Below are 15,616 nucleotides of genomic sequence, written 5' to 3'. Positions count from 1 at the left end.
TAATACAATATAAAAAATACAATATATAATCCCTCAGAGAATGTTACAACAACAATCTGATAGGATTACTCTAATACAACTTTATGATAATTTTTTTCAGGGATCTTCTGAAAGCGGTGCAAATTCAAATCAGCATAACCATGGGTACTTTACAAAACAGTATATTTGAATATACTAATTTTACCTTGCAGAGGTTGCAGAAAGGAGTGCATTGTACAACTATTGTTATATCCCCCTCTTTTACAATACTGTAGATAGTTATTGAATCGCTAAAATATTGAGAGGAAAACCAGTACAATAAGAAAATACCCCAACAACAATAAGCTATTGTTGTTGGGGTATAAATCTATTCAATAAAAAATTTACTAAATTCTTTAAAAGTTTACATAAAAAACTTTATACATGCACATGCCGCTCTGCATGATACGATGATCGAACCAAAGGACCGGACTCTACATACTTAATTCCGCGCTTCAATCCTTCTTCACGGTAATGGTCGAATAAATCAGGGTGTATAAACTCTGCCACTTCAATGTGGAGCTTGGTTGGCTGCAGGTATTGGCCTAGGGTCAGAATGTCACAGCCGTTCGCTGCCAGATCATCCATGGCTTGGTATACCTGCTCTCTGGTTTCGCCAAGGCCGAGCATTATACCGGTCTTGGTGCGTTTCCCATACTCTTTTGTGCGGCGAATCTGCTCGATGCTGCGCTCGTATTTAGCCTGCGGACGCACCCGGCGGTAAAGTTCTTTCACCGTTTCCACGTTGTGCGACACCACCTCCTGCCCAGCGGAAATCATCGTGATCAGCGCATCCCAGTTGGCTTTTACATCAGGTATAAGTGTTTCAATGGTGGTGGTAGGAGAGAGTTGCTTCACCATGGCCACCGTCTCGTGCCAGATGGCGGCACCGCGGTCTTTCAACTCATCGCGGTTAACAGAGGTGATAACGGCGTGCTTTACGCCCATCAGCTGTATGGCCTCCGCCACACGACGGGGTTCATCTGTGTCATATTCGTTAGGGCGGCCCGTGGCCACGGCACAGAATGAGCAACTGCGCGTACACACATTGCCCAAAATCATGAAAGTAGCCGTACCAGCTCCCCAGCACTCACCCATGTTCGGGCAGTTGCCACTCTCACAGATCGTGTGCAGCTTATATTCGTCTACGATGCTTCTTACCTTCGCGTACTCTTTCCCCACCGGCAGCTTTACACGCAGCCAATTTGGCTTGCGAGGCTGTCCCAGCGCATTCAGCCCCTCGGGCTGCGCATTGGGCTGTATTACCGGAAGTGTCAATAGTTCATCCATGTTGCAAAGATAGGGGTTTATGCGTTAAGACTTAAGCAATAACGCGAGGAAATATATTAGCCTCAGCGCACAGTAATCTCTGCGCTTCCCTTATGAACAAACGGATTAGTAGAAATGTTCGGAGCCGGTTTACTTGCGTCGGCCGTAGTAGATGTTGAGGTATACGGAGGTGAAGGTGCTGTAATTCTCAGTCTGCGGGATCATAACCATCTCTTTGAAAAACTGCTCTAACATGAAGCCCACTTCTATACCTGTTATGCTTTCACGATAGCGGCCGTATTCGAAGCTCAATCCCATTTTAGCATGCAGACCGAAATTGACGTTGGTTTCTCCTAAACCTGTAAACACATTTGAGCTACCCAGCGTGTTCTCAAAGCTCAAGTGCTTGTTGGGGTCATAGGCCTCTGTTCGCACATCGCCCCCAAAGCCTCCCCCATAGTCGTAACGGATGTAATAGGGTACCAGCAGACCCAGCGACGGGCCACCTGCCACAACTGCATTCACCTGCACGCCGCTCTCCGCAGCTTTTCGGAAAAGCACGTGCTCCAGTCCATAGTGCGGACGCACAGAAAAGAAATGATTTTGTTTACCGGCAATAAAATTGTCACCTGAGTTCGGGTGGTATAAGCGGTTTTCTTTCGGGTGCTTTATTTCAACTATCTCCAAACCCGCCAGTTGATAGAAGCTTTCTTTGAAGAACCAAGATTTTCGCACAAACGCACCGCCCAGCAACCCGCCGTTTGAGTTCAGGTTGATGCCGTAACTCAACTCATTGTCAAAATCATCGTCAGACTGCGCAGCTGCTGGCAAAGTTACCAACAGCGCCAAAGCGATTATGAGTATCAGGTTCTTTGCCACCTCTCTACGGTTAGGGTTAGGTATGTTTTGTTTTAGAATACAGGCTAATCGTAAGTTTTTGGCCGTTGTCAGGCTGACTGGTGCGCCTCCTCTTACTCGGTTAATTGTAAACTACTGTGCAAGCGCAATGTTTTACCAGCGCTTGCTAAGCTGTTAGGCTCTTTTTTACTGAATCGATGCTGATGCTCAGGTGCGAGGCGTCATAAGTACACATGCCGTCTTGGATCAGCAAGAGCTGAGGCGACTGGTGCTGCACGTGAAACACCTCTGCAATTTCATTCGACACCGGTCTGTATCGCAATAGGTCAAGATAGTAGGGCTTGATATGGTCCAGCCCGGCCCCGGCCCACTGTCGCTCCAGTCTGCTCTTGGCTGTAGAGCTTATAGAACAGGCTGTGCTATGCTTAAATATCACCACTGGCGTGCTTTTGGACTCTTCGATAACCGTATCTAGCTGTTCTGCACTCGTAAGTGGATGCCAATTCATATATCTCTTATTTAGTTTACTTTTCCTTTTTTCGGAAAAGCCTGAATTTCTTTTTCTCCTTGTTAGACGAAGATTGTTTCAGATGATCTCTGTCTGGCGCATTGAGCGGGCGGAAACGCTGTGACAGCGGCCTCGCGTCGGACTTACCAGCCTCACCTTTTTTGAAGGTGTAAGCCTCCATGTTCAAATGCGTGTCCTTATACGTGGCATCTACCTGACTGGCTTCGCGTAGTGACTTTCTTTTCAGCTGCTCGTGCTTGTCAGTGGTCTTGTAGCTGATCTGCGCCATAGCAGGACACGCTGCGAATAACAGCAGGCCTGTTACAACCATCAAGCATTTTGCTCGTGTATCAAATCCCAGCTTCTTCATAACACCTCACCGTATTTAGTTGTTATACTGAATTCGGGAATAGGGGTTGCTCCCCTAAAAAATTCCCATTCGCTTCTTTTTCACACGGCCATTTTTGTCCATGCTTACCTTCACCGACTCCAGCCCAGTGGCGTTTTTACCCGACACCTTGGACGTCTTCCCCGGCTTCGGACAAGATATAATCCCCTTGCGCTGACAGCCCGTACCGAATAGCAGTGCTATGCACAGCAGGCCTAGTACCCAATATCTACTTTTCTGCATCACACTGCAATATAAGTTTATCTAAGTTAATTTCCGCTAAAACGCCATGATGCTCTCCACCTTCTCGCGCAGGCGCTGCTTTGGCAGGAACTCCTGCTCCAACGGCGGAGCAAACGGCACGGCTGTGTCCAGACTGGCGACCCGTGTCACTGGTCCGTCGAGTAGCTCGAAGCAGTTCTCTCCGATCCAAGCGGCAATTTCACCGCCTATACCGCCGGTCATGGTGTCTTCGTGAAGGATGATCACACGGCCGGTGCGGGCCACGGTATCGCGCACGGCTTCTTTGTCCCAAGGCAGCAGCGAGCGCAGGTCCAGTATGTCGAAGCTGATGTCCGTCATCTCCTGCTGCAGTTGCTTGGCCCAGTGCACGCCCATCCCATAGGTGATGATGGAAATATCTGACCCTTCAGCCACTTGCTTTGCCCTGCCGATCTCGATGGTATAGTAATCGTCCGGAATCTCCTGCGAGATGGAACGGTAGAGCAGCTTATGCTCAAAGTACATTACCGGATTCGGATCTTCAATGGCCGCATTCAGCAAGCCTTTGGCGTCATAAGGCGAAGAAGGATATACGATTTTTAAACCCGGGGTATGGAAGAACCACGCCTCGTTGCTCTGCGAGTGGAACGGACCAGCGGCAGTACCGGCGCCCGTTGGCATGCGCACTACCACATCGGCGTTTTGGCCCCAGCGGTAATGGCTCTTGGCAAGGTTGTTCACGATCTGGCTGAAGCCGGCACTTACAAAGTCGGCAAACTGCATCTCAACCATACTCTTTTTGCCCTTCACGGACATACCCAATCCTATACCTAGTATGGCCGACTCGCAAAGTGGTGTATTACGCACGCGGTCCTTGCCGAATTGGTCTACAAAGCCTTCTGTGATCTTGAAAACACCACCGTACTCGGCAATGTCCTGTCCCATTAGCACAAGTTCCGGATAGCGCTCCATGCTCTGACGCAGGCCGTCTGAAATGGCGTCTACATAGCGTCTCTCGGTTTTAGCCTCTGAAGCGGGTTTGATCACTTCTTGCTCGAAAGAGCGGTACATATCTTCCAGTTCCTCTTCGCGGTTTGCTTCCGGCATCGGTGTCGCAAAGGCCGTCTGCAGCCCTTCCTCAATTTCGGCCTTTATCTCTTCGCGTATACCTTCTATGGCTTTTGGCGTCAGGATCACCTCATCGAGCAGGTACTTTTCAAAGTTCTCCACCGGATCCTTTTTCGACCACTTCTCGAACAGCTCCTGCGGCACATATTTGGTACCGCTGGCCTCTTCGTGACCGCGCATGCGGAAGGTGATCGCCTCGATCAGCATCGGACGCGGATTCTTACGCATACTGTAGGCAGCCTGTCGCACGGTGTCGTATACCTCCACGATATTATTACCATCGATCTGCAGGGCGTCTATACCATAGGCCGGACCTTTGTCGGTGAAATGCTTGAACTTAAACTGCTCGTTGCTTGGCGTGGACAAACCATAACCGTTGTTCTCGATCATGAAAATAACCGGCAGATTCCAGACAGCCGCCACGTTAAGCGCCTCGTGGAAGTCGCCTTCGGAGGCACCGCCGTCGCCGCTGAACACCAGCGCCACCTTCTCTCTGTTATCGAGCAGGTCGGCCAAAGCGATACCGTCGGCCACGGCCAGTTGCGGACCCAAGTGTGAAATCATGCCCACGATGTGGTGCTCGTTGGAACCGAAGTGGAAAGAGCGGTCGCGGCCTTTTGTAAAGCCGGTCTTCTTTCCTTGGAACTGCGCAAAGAGTCTGTCCAAAGGTATTTCACGGCTAGTAAACACACCGAGGTTGCGATGCAACGGCAGAATGTACTCGTCCGACTCCAGCGCCATAGCCGAGCCCACCGAGATGGCCTCTTGCCCTATACCTGAAAACCACTTGCTTACCTTGCCTTGGCGAAGCAGCACCAACATGCGCTCCTCGATCATGCGGGGTTTCAGAATGCCTTTGTATAAAGCGATCAGTTCGTCGTCAGAGTATTCTTTGCGATTATAGTTCATCTTATTGACAGGGAAATTCGTTGTAGTCTGGCAGCATAACGTTTGCTTTAGCCGCCGATTATGGTGCTAATTTATAAATTTGTTCGGTACTTCGTGCCTTACCGGCCCCGGCCTACGCAACAAGTGGCGTCCGAAAGTCCGTAAAGAAAGCAAAAGCTACAGAAAACCTGTCAGGCCTGCAAGTATTTGCGGGTTTTGATTGAACAGGGGACAAGGTATACCTGTTGAAAAAGAAATGACAGGAAAGAAATCAGGCAAAGGTAACATCAGTTACTGTCCTTTAAAGAGAAGAAGATTATGATACAGTTCGAGGAATTTACGCTGGATAACGGGTTGCGTGTGATCGTGCACGAAGACCATACCTCTCCTATGGCCGTGCTGAACGTGCTCTACGACGTGGGCTCCCGCGACGAAGAAGAGCAGCACACTGGCTTCGCGCACCTGTTTGAGCACCTGATGTTCAGTGGCTCTAAGCACATACCGGTATACGACGAGCCCCTGCAGCGCGTGGGCGGTGAAAACAACGCCTTTACCAGCCCGGATATCACCAACTATTACCTCTCCCTGCCGGCCCAGAACATCGAGACGGGCTTCTGGCTGGAGTCAGACCGCATGCTGGATCTGGCTTTCAGCGATCACGGACTGGAAGTGCAACGCAAGGTGGTCGTGGAGGAGTTTAAGCAGAACTACCTGAACCAACCTTATGGCGACGTGTGGCTGAAGCTACGTCCGCTGGCCTACGAGCAGCACCCTTACAAATGGGCCACCATCGGCAAGGAGATTGCCCACATCGAAGACGCCACTATGGATATCGTGAAAGCGTTCCACAGGAAACATTACTCTCCGAGCAACGCCGTACTGGTTGTGGCCGGCAACGTGACGCTTGAGAAAGCGAAAGAGTTGACCGAAAAATGGTTCGGCCCAATACCTGCGGGCGTGAAGTATGAGCGCCACATACCTAACGAGCCGAAGCAGCAGGCACCGCGCGTGCTTGAGACCAGTGCCGATGTGCCATTGAGCGCTATTTATAAGGCCTACCATATGCCGCACCGCAACCACGAAGACTACTACGCAGTCGACCTGATCAGTGATATTCTTGGTCGTGGCAAGTCCTCGCGCCTGTACGAGCAGTTGGTAAAGGAGCAGAAGCTTTTCAACTCCATCGCCGCCTCTGTGACTGGCTCTATCGAACCGGGCTTGCTAATCATCCAAGGCAAACTCAATGAAGGCGTGGACTTGCAGGAGGCCAATGCCGCCATTGAGGCTATTAACAAAGAATTGATGGAAAAACTGGTGGACGAAGAAGAACTCAACAAAGTGAAGAACCAAGCTGAAACCTCAATCGTGTTCTCTGAAATCGAACTCCTGAACCGCGCGATGAACTTGGCCTACGGCAAGCTGTTGGGCGATGCCAACTTCGTGAACACTGAGGGCGAGAAGATACAGGCCGTAACGCCGCAGGACATACTGCGCTGCGCCAAGCAGGTGCTTGACCCGAACAATTGCTCCACGCTGCTTTATAAAGCGGAAAAGAAAGCCCAGCCGGTGGAGCAGGAGGCGTAGACAAGGTATAATTAATCTGATTGGAAGCGGCTGTTTGGAAACAACAGCCGCTTTTATTTTTGCAGGTATAGCCTTGCAACCATTTGACCTTCAGAAGGGTCCATAATGTAAACAAACTGACTTTTAGCTAATGAGAAAACTTCTCCTCTTGTTCCTTGGCATCACCTTAATGCTGACCAGCTGCGACAAGGACGACTGCAACCTGGCTCGAAACAGCGGCAGCTTCGAAGAGAACAAGGCCATTGGAGTACGTTATAACGAAGACGCCCAGCAGGATTACTATCATGTGGAAGCAGGCGAAAACCTTGTTTTCAGGTATAGCCATACCGCCGCAGAATGCGATAACGCCATGGATGATGAATGGGGCTATACCCTCACATTCGAAGTGGACAAGGACGCAACAACTTTTCGGTTCGAAGGGGCCGAGTTACTTGCAGCCAAAGGTTTCTACCAAGAATGGGGCGCGTGGGTAAGCAGCAACACCTATCCTTTGGAAGGCGGTCTGATTGAGGGCTCCAAAATGGCGGATGGCAAATGGCGTGTAAAGGCCGATGTCACTGCGCTGCCTCCTACGGTAAACGGAAGCGCCAAACGAGTTACTTTTGATACGGTGTTTGAGAAGTAAAATTGTGATCTCTATCAAAAACTCGGCAGCACGTACAGGCATAGGTTCGAGTTCAGTTTCCCCTGTAGGGACAGGTCGCGACCTGTCCGAATCGTGCACAGGCAACCTTTTATTGGCAATTTTTAGGTAGGGCATCTTGCAAGGCTTATGTTTTCCTTCTGCGTAGACAAGCCATACAGCGGACAGGTCGCGACCTGTCCCTACCAAATGAGATTACCCAATCCTGTAAATCCGTGGGGGTAGGGCCCCTCTTAAATCTTAAGAATCCTGATCCGGACAGAGCTACACGCAACTTTTATGCTGCAATATTTGTATATACAAACAACAGCTATACCTTTGCACTTACATTCAGCCTATGCGCATAGAAGACGAAATACAGCAGAAAGACTTTAAGGACGACCACCGCCGGATGGTTGTCAATCTGTTGTTCACGAACAATTGGCTGAATCAGCAGTTTATACCTTTCTTTAAGCAGTTTGGGCTCACACTGCAGCAGCACAATGTGCTGAGCATTGTGCGCGGCCAAGACCCTAAGCCGGTTTGCTTCGGAGAGTTACAGGAGCGCATGGTCGACCGTAACTCCAACGTAACCCGTTTGGTAGACAAGCTGATCGAGAAAGGCTACGTGACCCGCGATATTTGCCAGTCCAACCGTCGCATGATTGAGGTCCGATTGACACAGAAAGGTACTGCGCTACTCGAACAGATTGATGAGCAAATGCCTAGCTTCTTTCAGCGCTTCCATAACCTGACACAGGAAGAAGCCGTTTTAGTGAGCAAGTTGCTCGACAAGCTCAGAGGCTGAGCTATTTTTTTATATCGATATTTGTATATACAAGTAATGTACAAACCGAAAACACAAGCATGAAGAACATCACTATAAAAGACGCCACTATACCAGCGCTAGGCTTGGGTACGTTCCAGTTACCTGACGATCTGGCTCGCGAAATTACAGCTGCTGCCATCTCAGAAGGCTATCGCCACATCGACACGGCACAGATCTACCAGAACGAAGCGGGTGTTGGCTCGGCCATTAAGGATGCGGGTATAGATCGCGACGAGATTTTCCTGACCACAAAGGTTTTCCGCGAGAGTCTGTATAAAAAGGAGTTCCTGCCATCAGTAGAGGAAAGTTTACGCAAACTCAAGACTGACCATGTAGACCTCTTGCTAATCCACTGGCCAAACCGCAACGTGCCCGTGACCGAGTATATGGATCAACTCATGGAAGCCCAGCAGAAAGGCTACACCAAGTACATCGGCGTAAGCAATCACCCCACTGCCCTACTCGATGAGGTGCTAGCCACGGGTGCCGACATTATTACCAATCAAGTGGAGTATCATCCGCTCATCAACCAGACCAAGCTCTATACCTATCTGCGTAAGCATGGTATTTCGCTGACCGCCTACAGCCCTATCGCGCAGGGCAAAGTGCTCGGCAACCCTGTCCTGAAAGGTATAGGCGAGAAGTATGGGAAGAACGAGGTGCAAGTATCGCTGCGCTGGCTGGTACAGCAAGACGGCGTGATGGCTATACCTAGAACCTCCAAAATAGAGCGCTTGAAAGACAACATCGACATTTTCGACTTTGAGCTATCCGCTGAAGACGTCGCCCAAATCGACCAACTTAAAAAGGATAACCTAAGAGTAGTCAATCCACCTTTCTCTCCGGACTGGGACAGGGTTTAGCGAGTAAATTATAATGAGTAATGACTAATAGATGCTCACATTCCGAATGCGTTCGGGACGAGGGCACAAGAGTCCTAGCACGTCACAACCCGTAGGGACAGGTCGCGACCTGTCCGAATCGTGCACAAAACTTCCTTCTAGGAAAACCATCAAAAATGGCGAGGCGGGTTATCCTCCCAGCAATTCAACAATCAGCAAATTAACAATCAATAAAATGTCACAACCACTTTTAAGACCAATAAAACTTAACGATTTAGAACTGAAGAACCGTGTGATCATGGCGCCGATGACGCGCAGCCGTGCCGCTAACGAAGACAATGTGCCAAACGACCTCATGGTAACTTATTATACCCAGCGCGCGAGTGCGGGCCTGATTATTTCGGAGGGCACCCAGATTTCAGAGCAGGCCGTGGGCTATATCAACACGCCCGGTATGTATAGCCAGGAGCAAGTGGCCGGCTGGAAGAAAGTAACTGACGCAGTACATGCCGAGGGCGGAAAGATTTTCGCACAGCTGTGGCACGTGGGCCGTATGTCGCACCCCGATTTCCACAACGGCGAGCTGCCTGTGGCGCCGTCGGCCATTAACCCGAATGCGCAGGCTTATACCCCACAGGGATTCAAAGAAACGGTAACCCCGCGTGCGCTCACTATATCTGAGATCAAGCAAATCGTGCAGGAATACAAAGCTGCTGCCAAGAACGCTAAGGACGCTGGTTTCGATGGGGTAGAGATTCACTCGTCTAACGGCTACCTGTTGCACCAGTTCTTCAATGGCACTTCCAACACCCGCACCGATGAGTACGGTGGTTCCAAAGAAAACAGAGCTCGCATTTTGTTTGAGGTGATCGAGGCGATTCAGGAGGTAATGCCAGTAGAGCGCGTAGGTGTGCGTTTGAACCCGAGTCTGCACGGCATTTTCGGGATGACGCTCGACGAGGAAACCATCCCTACCTTTGACTACATCATCGAAAAGCTGAACAACTACAAGCTGTCATACTTGCACCTGTCAGAGCCGTTTAATGATGTGAGCAATGTGCCGCATGCTGAGCAAAACATTGCCAAGCGCTACCGTCCGATCTACAAAGGCAACCTGATCATCAATGCGGGCTTTACGCAGGAGAAAGGCAATGCCGTGATCGAGGCGGGCGAGGCTGACATGGTGGCATTTGGTGTACCGTTCATCGCCAACCCGGACCTGCCGGAGCGCTTCCGCCAAAACGAGGAGCTGCAGACTCCTGACAAAAACACATTTTATACTCCGGGTGCCGAAGGCTACATCGATTATCCGACACTAGAGGAAGTAAAAGCCTAAACGAAAGGCGCTTTTTCATATATACTCTTTCAAAAGCCAGCTGCCCTAACCGGTGGCTGGCTTTTGCTTTTTAAACCTTTGTACCTGTTTTGAGTCTATCCCTTTGAAAAATGCACCCGCTACTAGCAAGAAAAGGGCAAAAGCGACTATATTTACTTTTTGCACCGCCGTATAAGGCGATGACTATACCTTACATCTGTTCTATCAGACTATGAAATTTAAAATAAGAACCGGCTTCGGCTACGACGTGCACCAGCTGCAGGAAGGGCTTGACTTCTGGCTCGGCGGTATTAAGATTCCGCATACCCACGGCGCGTTGGGCCACTCCGACGCCGACGTGCTGATCCACGTCATCTGCGACGCCTTGCTGGGTGCCGCCAACATGCGCGATATCGGCTTCCACTTTTCCGACAAAGACCCGCAGTATAAAGGCATCGACAGCAAGATTCTTTTAAAAGAAGTAGTGCACATGCTTTCGCTGGAAGGCTACGAGATCGGCAACATCGACTCGACCATCTGCCTCCAAGATCCGAAAGTGAATCCGCATATACCTGACATGAAGGCCTGTCTGGCCAAAGTAATGGGTATACCAGAGCATGACCTCTCTATCAAAGCCACCACCACGGAACACCTTGGTTTTGTAGGCAAGAAAGAAGGCGTAGCCGCTTTTGCAACTGTCCTGATATATAAACAATAACAATCACTAACCTTACCTTCACCTTACGCAGACATGAAGTATAACAAGTTTTATGTGTATGCGCTGGCGGCTTTCCTGACCACAGGTTGCGCCACCACGCCCACTACGACAAGCACCAGCACAACTGCTGAAGCCCCGGTTGCAGACGCTGACCGACTCCGCGAAGCTGCCCCTAAGTATGCGGCCACTATCACGGCCGCCGACCTGTCCAAGCACCTGCACATACTCGCCTCGGACGAGTACGAAGGTCGTGACACAGGCTCTAAAGGTCTGCAAATGGCCGCTGATTATATTTCCAGCGAGTTTAAAGAAGATGGACTTGTAGGTCCTGTAAAGAACAACGCCAACCCATATTACCAGCCTGTAGCGCTGGAGCGTAGCCAGTGGGGTGACGGATACATCATGGTCGGCAAGCAAAAGTTCATGATGGGGCAGGACTTCTTCGTGCTAGGTGCCTCACCGTACCAGACCGAGCAAACCGCCGAAGTGGTATTTGCGGGTTACGGCATTGACGCTGACAACTACTCTGACTATGCCAACATCGACGTGACCGGCAAAATGGTCGTGGTGCTGGGCGGTGAGCCAAAAGGCGCCGACGGTAAGTTTCTGGTAAGCGGCACTGAAAAGGCATCTGACTGGGGCAACGACTTCCGCACCAAGCGCAATGCTGCCACCAAGCGCGGTGCCAAGAGCGTGCTTGTGGTAACAGGCACCAACGCCGGTGAGTTTGCCACCATGACACAGCGCTACCGCAATTTCCTGACGCGTCCGTCAATCGGCCTGAAAGGCAACGGTGCACAGGGCGGAGCTACGGCAGCCATGATGGTATCGCCACAGGTAGGTGCCGCTTTGCTGGGTACTACTCCTGAGAAAATGCTGGCTCACGCCAACGCCGTAGCGAAAGCGGGCAAGCCAACACCGGGCACTTTCACTGCCGTGAAAGACGTGAAAGTAAAGACTGAACGCAAGAGCGAAGCACTTCCATCTGACAACGTACTGGGCTACATCGAAGGCACTGACAAGAAAGATGAAGTGATCGTGGTAACCGCACACTACGACCACGTAGGTATAGAGGACGGCGAAATCTTCAACGGCGCCAATGACGACGGCTCAGGTACAGTGGCTGTTGTAGAACTGGCTGAGGCTTTTGCACAGGCTAAGAAAGACGGCATGGGTCCGCGCCGCAGCATTCTGTTCATGCTCGTAACGGCTGAAGAAAAGGGGCTGTTAGGTTCTGAGTACTATGCTAACAACCCGATCTTCCCGCTGGCGAACACCGTAGCGAACGTAAACATCGACATGATTGGCCGTATGGACTTCGACGCTGAGAAGACCAACGACCAGAACTACATCTATGTGATCGGTGCTGACAAGCTTTCTTCGGAGCTGCACCAAATCAACGAAGAGGTGAACGAGAAACATGTAGGTCTGCGCTTGGACTACAAGTTCAACGACGAGAACGACCCGAACCGCTTCTACTATCGCTCTGACCATTACAACTTCGCGAAGCACGGTATTCCGATCGTGTTCTACTTCAACGGGGTTCACGCCGACTACCACAAGGCAAGCGACACAGTGGACAAGATTCTTTTCGAGAAAGCTGAGAAAGCCGCTCGTCTTGCGTTCCACGTGACATGGGAACTGGCCAACCGCGATAACCGCATTGTAGTGGACAGCAACAAAAAGTAAGATACTAAAACAGCACAAGCGGCCGTTTATCATAAAAACGAGCTGCATTTGTTAGCTTTGAGGAAAACACCCTAACTTTAAGGGTGTTTTTCTTTTAATAGCACTTCCTGATTACTAGCCGTTTCAGGAAAACCGCAGGGTTTATTTATATGAGTAGACTAAAACAGTTTCTGCAGGACGCGGAAACGAAATCATTTGACTTGGGCCACCGCTCGACCATTAAGTTCAACATCGGCAAGTATAACGCCGCTGTACAGCGTGGCCTTACCCAATACAGCGATCACGAGCTCGCCCGCGAAAGGGCTTCTTTTATAAAAACGAACGCCATCAATAACTTAGACAAGTACCTGATGGAGTTTGAGTCTAACTTTACGGCCCGTGGCGGCAAAGTGATCTGGGCTCGCAATGCCGAAGAGGCTTTGAAGGAGATCGGACAAATCATGAAGCGCAAGCGTGCTCGCTCGGTGGTAAAGTCGAAATCGATGACGACGGAGGAGATTCACCTGAACAACTTTCTGGAAAAGAACGGAATCGAGACGGTGGAGACAGACTTGGGTGAGTACATTGTGCAGCTGGCCGAGCAACGGCCCTACCATATCGTAACGCCGGCCATGCACATGTCTAAAAAGGACATTGCCGACCTTTTTGTAAAGAAACTCAAAATTGCTCCAACTGATAGCGCAGAAGAGTTGGTAGCTACTGCCCGCCGTTTGCTTCGCACCAAGTATACTGAGGCCGAAGTAGGTATAACGGGCGGCAACTTCCTGCTAGCCGATATCGGGGGTGTGGCCGTTACTGAAAATGAAGGCAATGGCCGTTTATCCACCGCTTTCCCGAAAACGCATATTGCCATTGTAGGTATAGAGAAGATCCTGCCATCGGTCATGGACCTCGACCTGTTTTGGCCACTTCTCAGCACCAGCGGTACCGGTCAACAAGTAACTATTTACAACACAATCTTCACAGGCCCACGCCAGCCAAACGAAAAGGACGGTCCTGAGGAGATGTATGTGGTGCTGCTTGATAACGGCCGTACGGAGCTGCTGGCACTGCCTGAGAAGCGGGAAGCGCTCAACTGTATCCGCTGTGGCGCCTGCCTCAATGTGTGCCCGGTGTATAAGAATATCGGCGGCCATACCTACGAAAGCACTTACAGTGGGCCGATTGGCTCTGTGATTACGCCGCACTACAACGGCATGGCTGAGAACAAGCACCTGAGCTTTGCCAGTTCGCTTTGCGGCGCCTGCACGTCAGTTTGCCCTGTCAAAATCAATATTCACAACCTGCTGCTGCTCAACCGCCGCCAGAGTGTGGAGCAAGGCTTCACGGAGAAGAGCGAGCGCACCACTTTTAAGCTGTGGCTAAAGGCCATGAAGAGTCGCAAGCTGCTGAATATGGCACCGGCCGGTGTGAAGAACTTTGTGCTAAAACAAGTCTTGAAAGATACATGGAGTAAGCGGAGAGAGCCGCTGCAAGTAGCGCCGAAGTCGTTTAACCAGCTCTGGAAGGAGCGGGAAGGGAAGTAGGCAATGTATAACGCGAGTGTGGACGCTCGCGCAATAGAACATAAAAGGCCTGCAAACTCATTTGCAGGCCTTTTATGTTCTATTGCGTGCTTGGTCCCCCAAGCTACTATTATTACCGTCATCCATACCTTATACCTTTAAAAAATAGCGGGTGTGCATGGCTTACGAGAGAATACCGTTACTTCGTCCACATCCTTTAGTCGGCAAATAAAACGCGTCATACGCTCTACACCAAAACCGGCACCGGCAGTTTTAGGCAACAACCCCGCTTTGGCAACTTCCAAATAGTGCTTGAACGTCTCTTTACTTGTGCCCACTTCGTCCATACGCTTCAGAATCTGATGATACTCATGCTCGCGCTCAGCACCTGACAAGCCTTCCCCGAAGCCCTCTGGCCAGATCACGTCGTAGTTCAGGTAGGTGCCCCGGCGGATTGGGTCTTCTTTGTCGTAAAACTCACGCTTGTGGTTGATCAGCCAAAATGGCTCTGTCGCCTCTTCGGACTGTATTTTCTCATAGTCTGAACCCAGAGCGGCTTCCAGCTTTTCGGTGCGGTATACCGGCCACTTCTCATATTGTGGCAACAGCTCTCCTCGCAAATCTATCAAAAGCTCCGGAATCTCTTTGTTCAGACGGGCAAAAATGTAGTTCACCATTTCCTCCATAAACTCCATCACAAAAAAGCGGTCTTTGCCACGAAATTCGAAATCCACCTGCGTGAACTCGAAGAGGTGTCGGCCTGTAGCAGCGCGGTCAGAGAACTCGAGGCGCACGTTTGGCGACACAATGTAGAGGCTTTCCAGTTCGGGATTCACCAAAGCCAGCTGCTTATGGAAGATCATCGACTTGGTGAGACTCCAACGTTGGTCGGCATACCCAATAGAAGCATCTACCACGCCGTGGTTGAGCGGGTCAGTGATGGGCGAAAGCATGAGCGGCATTAGCTGCGTCAGGCCTTTTTTGAACATAAAGTCGTGCGTGGCACGGATGATTCCCTGCTGTACTTGAAGCACTTTGGGCAGGGGCGCGCGGCTCAGGTGCTTCATCGTAGCTTCCAGTGCCGTCGGTTCAGTGAGTGTTTGCAATTCCATTTTATCTAATTTTAATGAATTGATGTATTACAAACATAATTATCAACAATATATATTGAAAATTATTTAACATTTAATTAATTTTATTGATATATAATCAATATATAGTCAACATTTCTAA

At 50.2% G+C, this 15,616-nt stretch carries 15 protein-coding genes; 8 read left to right on the top strand and 7 right to left on the bottom strand.

Features of this window, described 5'->3' with window-relative positions; translation table 11 throughout:
* Positions 1-396 precede the first annotated feature (396 nt).
* The 6 genes from lipA to Q1A04_RS13755 all read right to left on the bottom strand — a co-directional run bounded on the left by lipA (position 397) and on the right by Q1A04_RS13755 (position 5,300).
* A complete protein-coding gene (gene lipA, locus Q1A04_RS13780; RefSeq protein ID WP_299706933.1) occupies positions 397-1,308 on the bottom strand; it encodes a lipoyl synthase in 912 nt (303 codons plus the stop codon).
* A 129-nt stretch (positions 1,309-1,437) separates the two neighbouring features.
* Positions 1,438-2,166, bottom strand: a complete 729-nt coding sequence (locus Q1A04_RS13775; protein WP_299706930.1) for a hypothetical protein — start codon at positions 2,164-2,166, stop codon at positions 1,438-1,440.
* A gap of 145 nt (positions 2,167-2,311) precedes the next feature.
* A complete protein-coding gene (gene ytxJ / locus Q1A04_RS13770; protein ID WP_299706927.1) occupies positions 2,312-2,653 on the bottom strand; it encodes a bacillithiol system redox-active protein YtxJ in 342 nt (113 codons plus the stop codon).
* A 16-nt stretch (positions 2,654-2,669) separates the two neighbouring features.
* Positions 2,670-2,942, bottom strand: a complete 273-nt coding sequence (locus tag Q1A04_RS13765) for a hypothetical protein (RefSeq protein WP_299706924.1) — start codon at positions 2,940-2,942, stop codon at positions 2,670-2,672.
* A gap of 135 nt (positions 2,943-3,077) precedes the next feature.
* A complete protein-coding gene (locus tag Q1A04_RS13760; protein WP_299706921.1) occupies positions 3,078-3,284 on the bottom strand; it encodes a hypothetical protein in 207 nt (68 codons plus the stop codon).
* A gap of 36 nt (positions 3,285-3,320) precedes the next feature.
* Positions 3,321-5,300, bottom strand: coding sequence for a dehydrogenase E1 component subunit alpha/beta (locus tag Q1A04_RS13755; protein WP_299706918.1), 1,980 nt, complete (start codon positions 5,298-5,300; stop codon positions 3,321-3,323).
* 297 nt (positions 5,301-5,597) lie between these two features.
* On the opposite strand from Q1A04_RS13755, the gene Q1A04_RS13750 reads away from it, so the two are divergent.
* The 8 genes from Q1A04_RS13750 (at position 5,598) to Q1A04_RS13715 (ending at position 14,404) form a co-directional block, all read left to right on the top strand.
* Positions 5,598-6,863, top strand: a complete 1,266-nt coding sequence (locus Q1A04_RS13750; protein WP_299706915.1) for a pitrilysin family protein — start codon at positions 5,598-5,600, stop codon at positions 6,861-6,863.
* A gap of 130 nt (positions 6,864-6,993) precedes the next feature.
* Positions 6,994-7,488, top strand: coding sequence for a hypothetical protein (locus tag Q1A04_RS13745; protein WP_299706912.1), 495 nt, complete (start codon positions 6,994-6,996; stop codon positions 7,486-7,488).
* Positions 7,489-7,843: 355 nt separating this feature from the next.
* A complete protein-coding gene (locus Q1A04_RS13740) occupies positions 7,844-8,293 on the top strand; it encodes a MarR family transcriptional regulator (protein ID WP_299706909.1) in 450 nt (149 codons plus the stop codon).
* 59 nt (positions 8,294-8,352) lie between these two features.
* Positions 8,353-9,177 carry an aldo/keto reductase gene (locus Q1A04_RS13735; protein WP_299706907.1) on the top strand — a complete coding sequence of 275 codons (825 nt, stop codon included), beginning with the start codon at positions 8,353-8,355 and terminating at the stop codon, positions 9,175-9,177.
* Positions 9,178-9,391: 214 nt separating this feature from the next.
* A complete protein-coding gene (locus Q1A04_RS13730; RefSeq protein WP_299706904.1) occupies positions 9,392-10,492 on the top strand; it encodes an alkene reductase in 1,101 nt (366 codons plus the stop codon).
* A gap of 211 nt (positions 10,493-10,703) precedes the next feature.
* Positions 10,704-11,189, top strand: a complete 486-nt coding sequence (gene ispF / locus Q1A04_RS13725) for a 2-C-methyl-D-erythritol 2,4-cyclodiphosphate synthase (protein WP_299706901.1) — start codon at positions 10,704-10,706, stop codon at positions 11,187-11,189.
* A 33-nt stretch (positions 11,190-11,222) separates the two neighbouring features.
* Positions 11,223-12,878: a M28 family peptidase gene (locus Q1A04_RS13720; RefSeq protein ID WP_299706899.1), complete on the top strand. Its 1,656-nt coding sequence runs from the start codon at positions 11,223-11,225 to the stop codon at positions 12,876-12,878.
* A gap of 149 nt (positions 12,879-13,027) precedes the next feature.
* A complete protein-coding gene (locus Q1A04_RS13715) occupies positions 13,028-14,404 on the top strand; it encodes a LutB/LldF family L-lactate oxidation iron-sulfur protein (RefSeq protein WP_299706896.1) in 1,377 nt (458 codons plus the stop codon).
* 137 nt (positions 14,405-14,541) lie between these two features.
* On the opposite strand, the gene Q1A04_RS13710 is transcribed toward Q1A04_RS13715, so the two are convergent.
* Complete coding sequence (locus Q1A04_RS13710; protein WP_299706893.1) at positions 14,542-15,495, bottom strand: asparagine synthetase A; 954 nt, start codon at positions 15,493-15,495, stop codon at positions 14,542-14,544.
* Positions 15,496-15,616: the final 121 nt, after the last annotated feature.

Source organism: uncultured Pontibacter sp. (assembly GCF_947499215.1).
Lineage (GTDB): Bacteria > Bacteroidota > Bacteroidia > Cytophagales > Hymenobacteraceae > Pontibacter.
The sequence above is the reverse complement of the archived record's forward strand: the minus strand, read 5'-3'. Positions and strand labels throughout refer to the sequence as shown.

Excerpts from the sequence above, each read along its gene's own strand:
- Q1A04_RS13710 (WP_299706893.1), bottom strand. The coding sequence starts at position 15,495 with ATGGAATTGCAAACACTCACTGAACCGACGGCACTGGAAGCTACGATG.
- Q1A04_RS13730 (WP_299706904.1), top strand. The coding sequence starts at position 9,392 with ATGTCACAACCACTTTTAAGACCAATAAAACTTAACGATTTAGAACTG.
- Q1A04_RS13760 (WP_299706921.1), bottom strand. The coding sequence starts at position 3,284 with ATGCAGAAAAGTAGATATTGGGTACTAGGCCTGCTGTGCATAGCACTG.
- Q1A04_RS13765 (WP_299706924.1), bottom strand. The coding sequence starts at position 2,942 with ATGGCGCAGATCAGCTACAAGACCACTGACAAGCACGAGCAGCTGAAA.
- Q1A04_RS13750 (WP_299706915.1), top strand. The coding sequence starts at position 5,598 with ATGATACAGTTCGAGGAATTTACGCTGGATAACGGGTTGCGTGTGATC.
- Q1A04_RS13745 (WP_299706912.1), top strand. The coding sequence starts at position 6,994 with ATGAGAAAACTTCTCCTCTTGTTCCTTGGCATCACCTTAATGCTGACC.
- Q1A04_RS13715 (WP_299706896.1), top strand. The coding sequence starts at position 13,028 with ATGAGTAGACTAAAACAGTTTCTGCAGGACGCGGAAACGAAATCATTT.
- Q1A04_RS13755 (WP_299706918.1), bottom strand. The coding sequence starts at position 5,300 with ATGAACTATAATCGCAAAGAATACTCTGACGACGAACTGATCGCTTTA.
- ytxJ (WP_299706927.1), bottom strand. The coding sequence starts at position 2,653 with ATGAATTGGCATCCACTTACGAGTGCAGAACAGCTAGATACGGTTATC.
- Q1A04_RS13720 (WP_299706899.1), top strand. The coding sequence starts at position 11,223 with ATGAAGTATAACAAGTTTTATGTGTATGCGCTGGCGGCTTTCCTGACC.
- Q1A04_RS13735 (WP_299706907.1), top strand. The coding sequence starts at position 8,353 with ATGAAGAACATCACTATAAAAGACGCCACTATACCAGCGCTAGGCTTG.
- lipA (WP_299706933.1), bottom strand. The coding sequence starts at position 1,308 with ATGGATGAACTATTGACACTTCCGGTAATACAGCCCAATGCGCAGCCC.
- Q1A04_RS13740 (WP_299706909.1), top strand. The coding sequence starts at position 7,844 with ATGCGCATAGAAGACGAAATACAGCAGAAAGACTTTAAGGACGACCAC.
- ispF (WP_299706901.1), top strand. The coding sequence starts at position 10,704 with ATGAAATTTAAAATAAGAACCGGCTTCGGCTACGACGTGCACCAGCTG.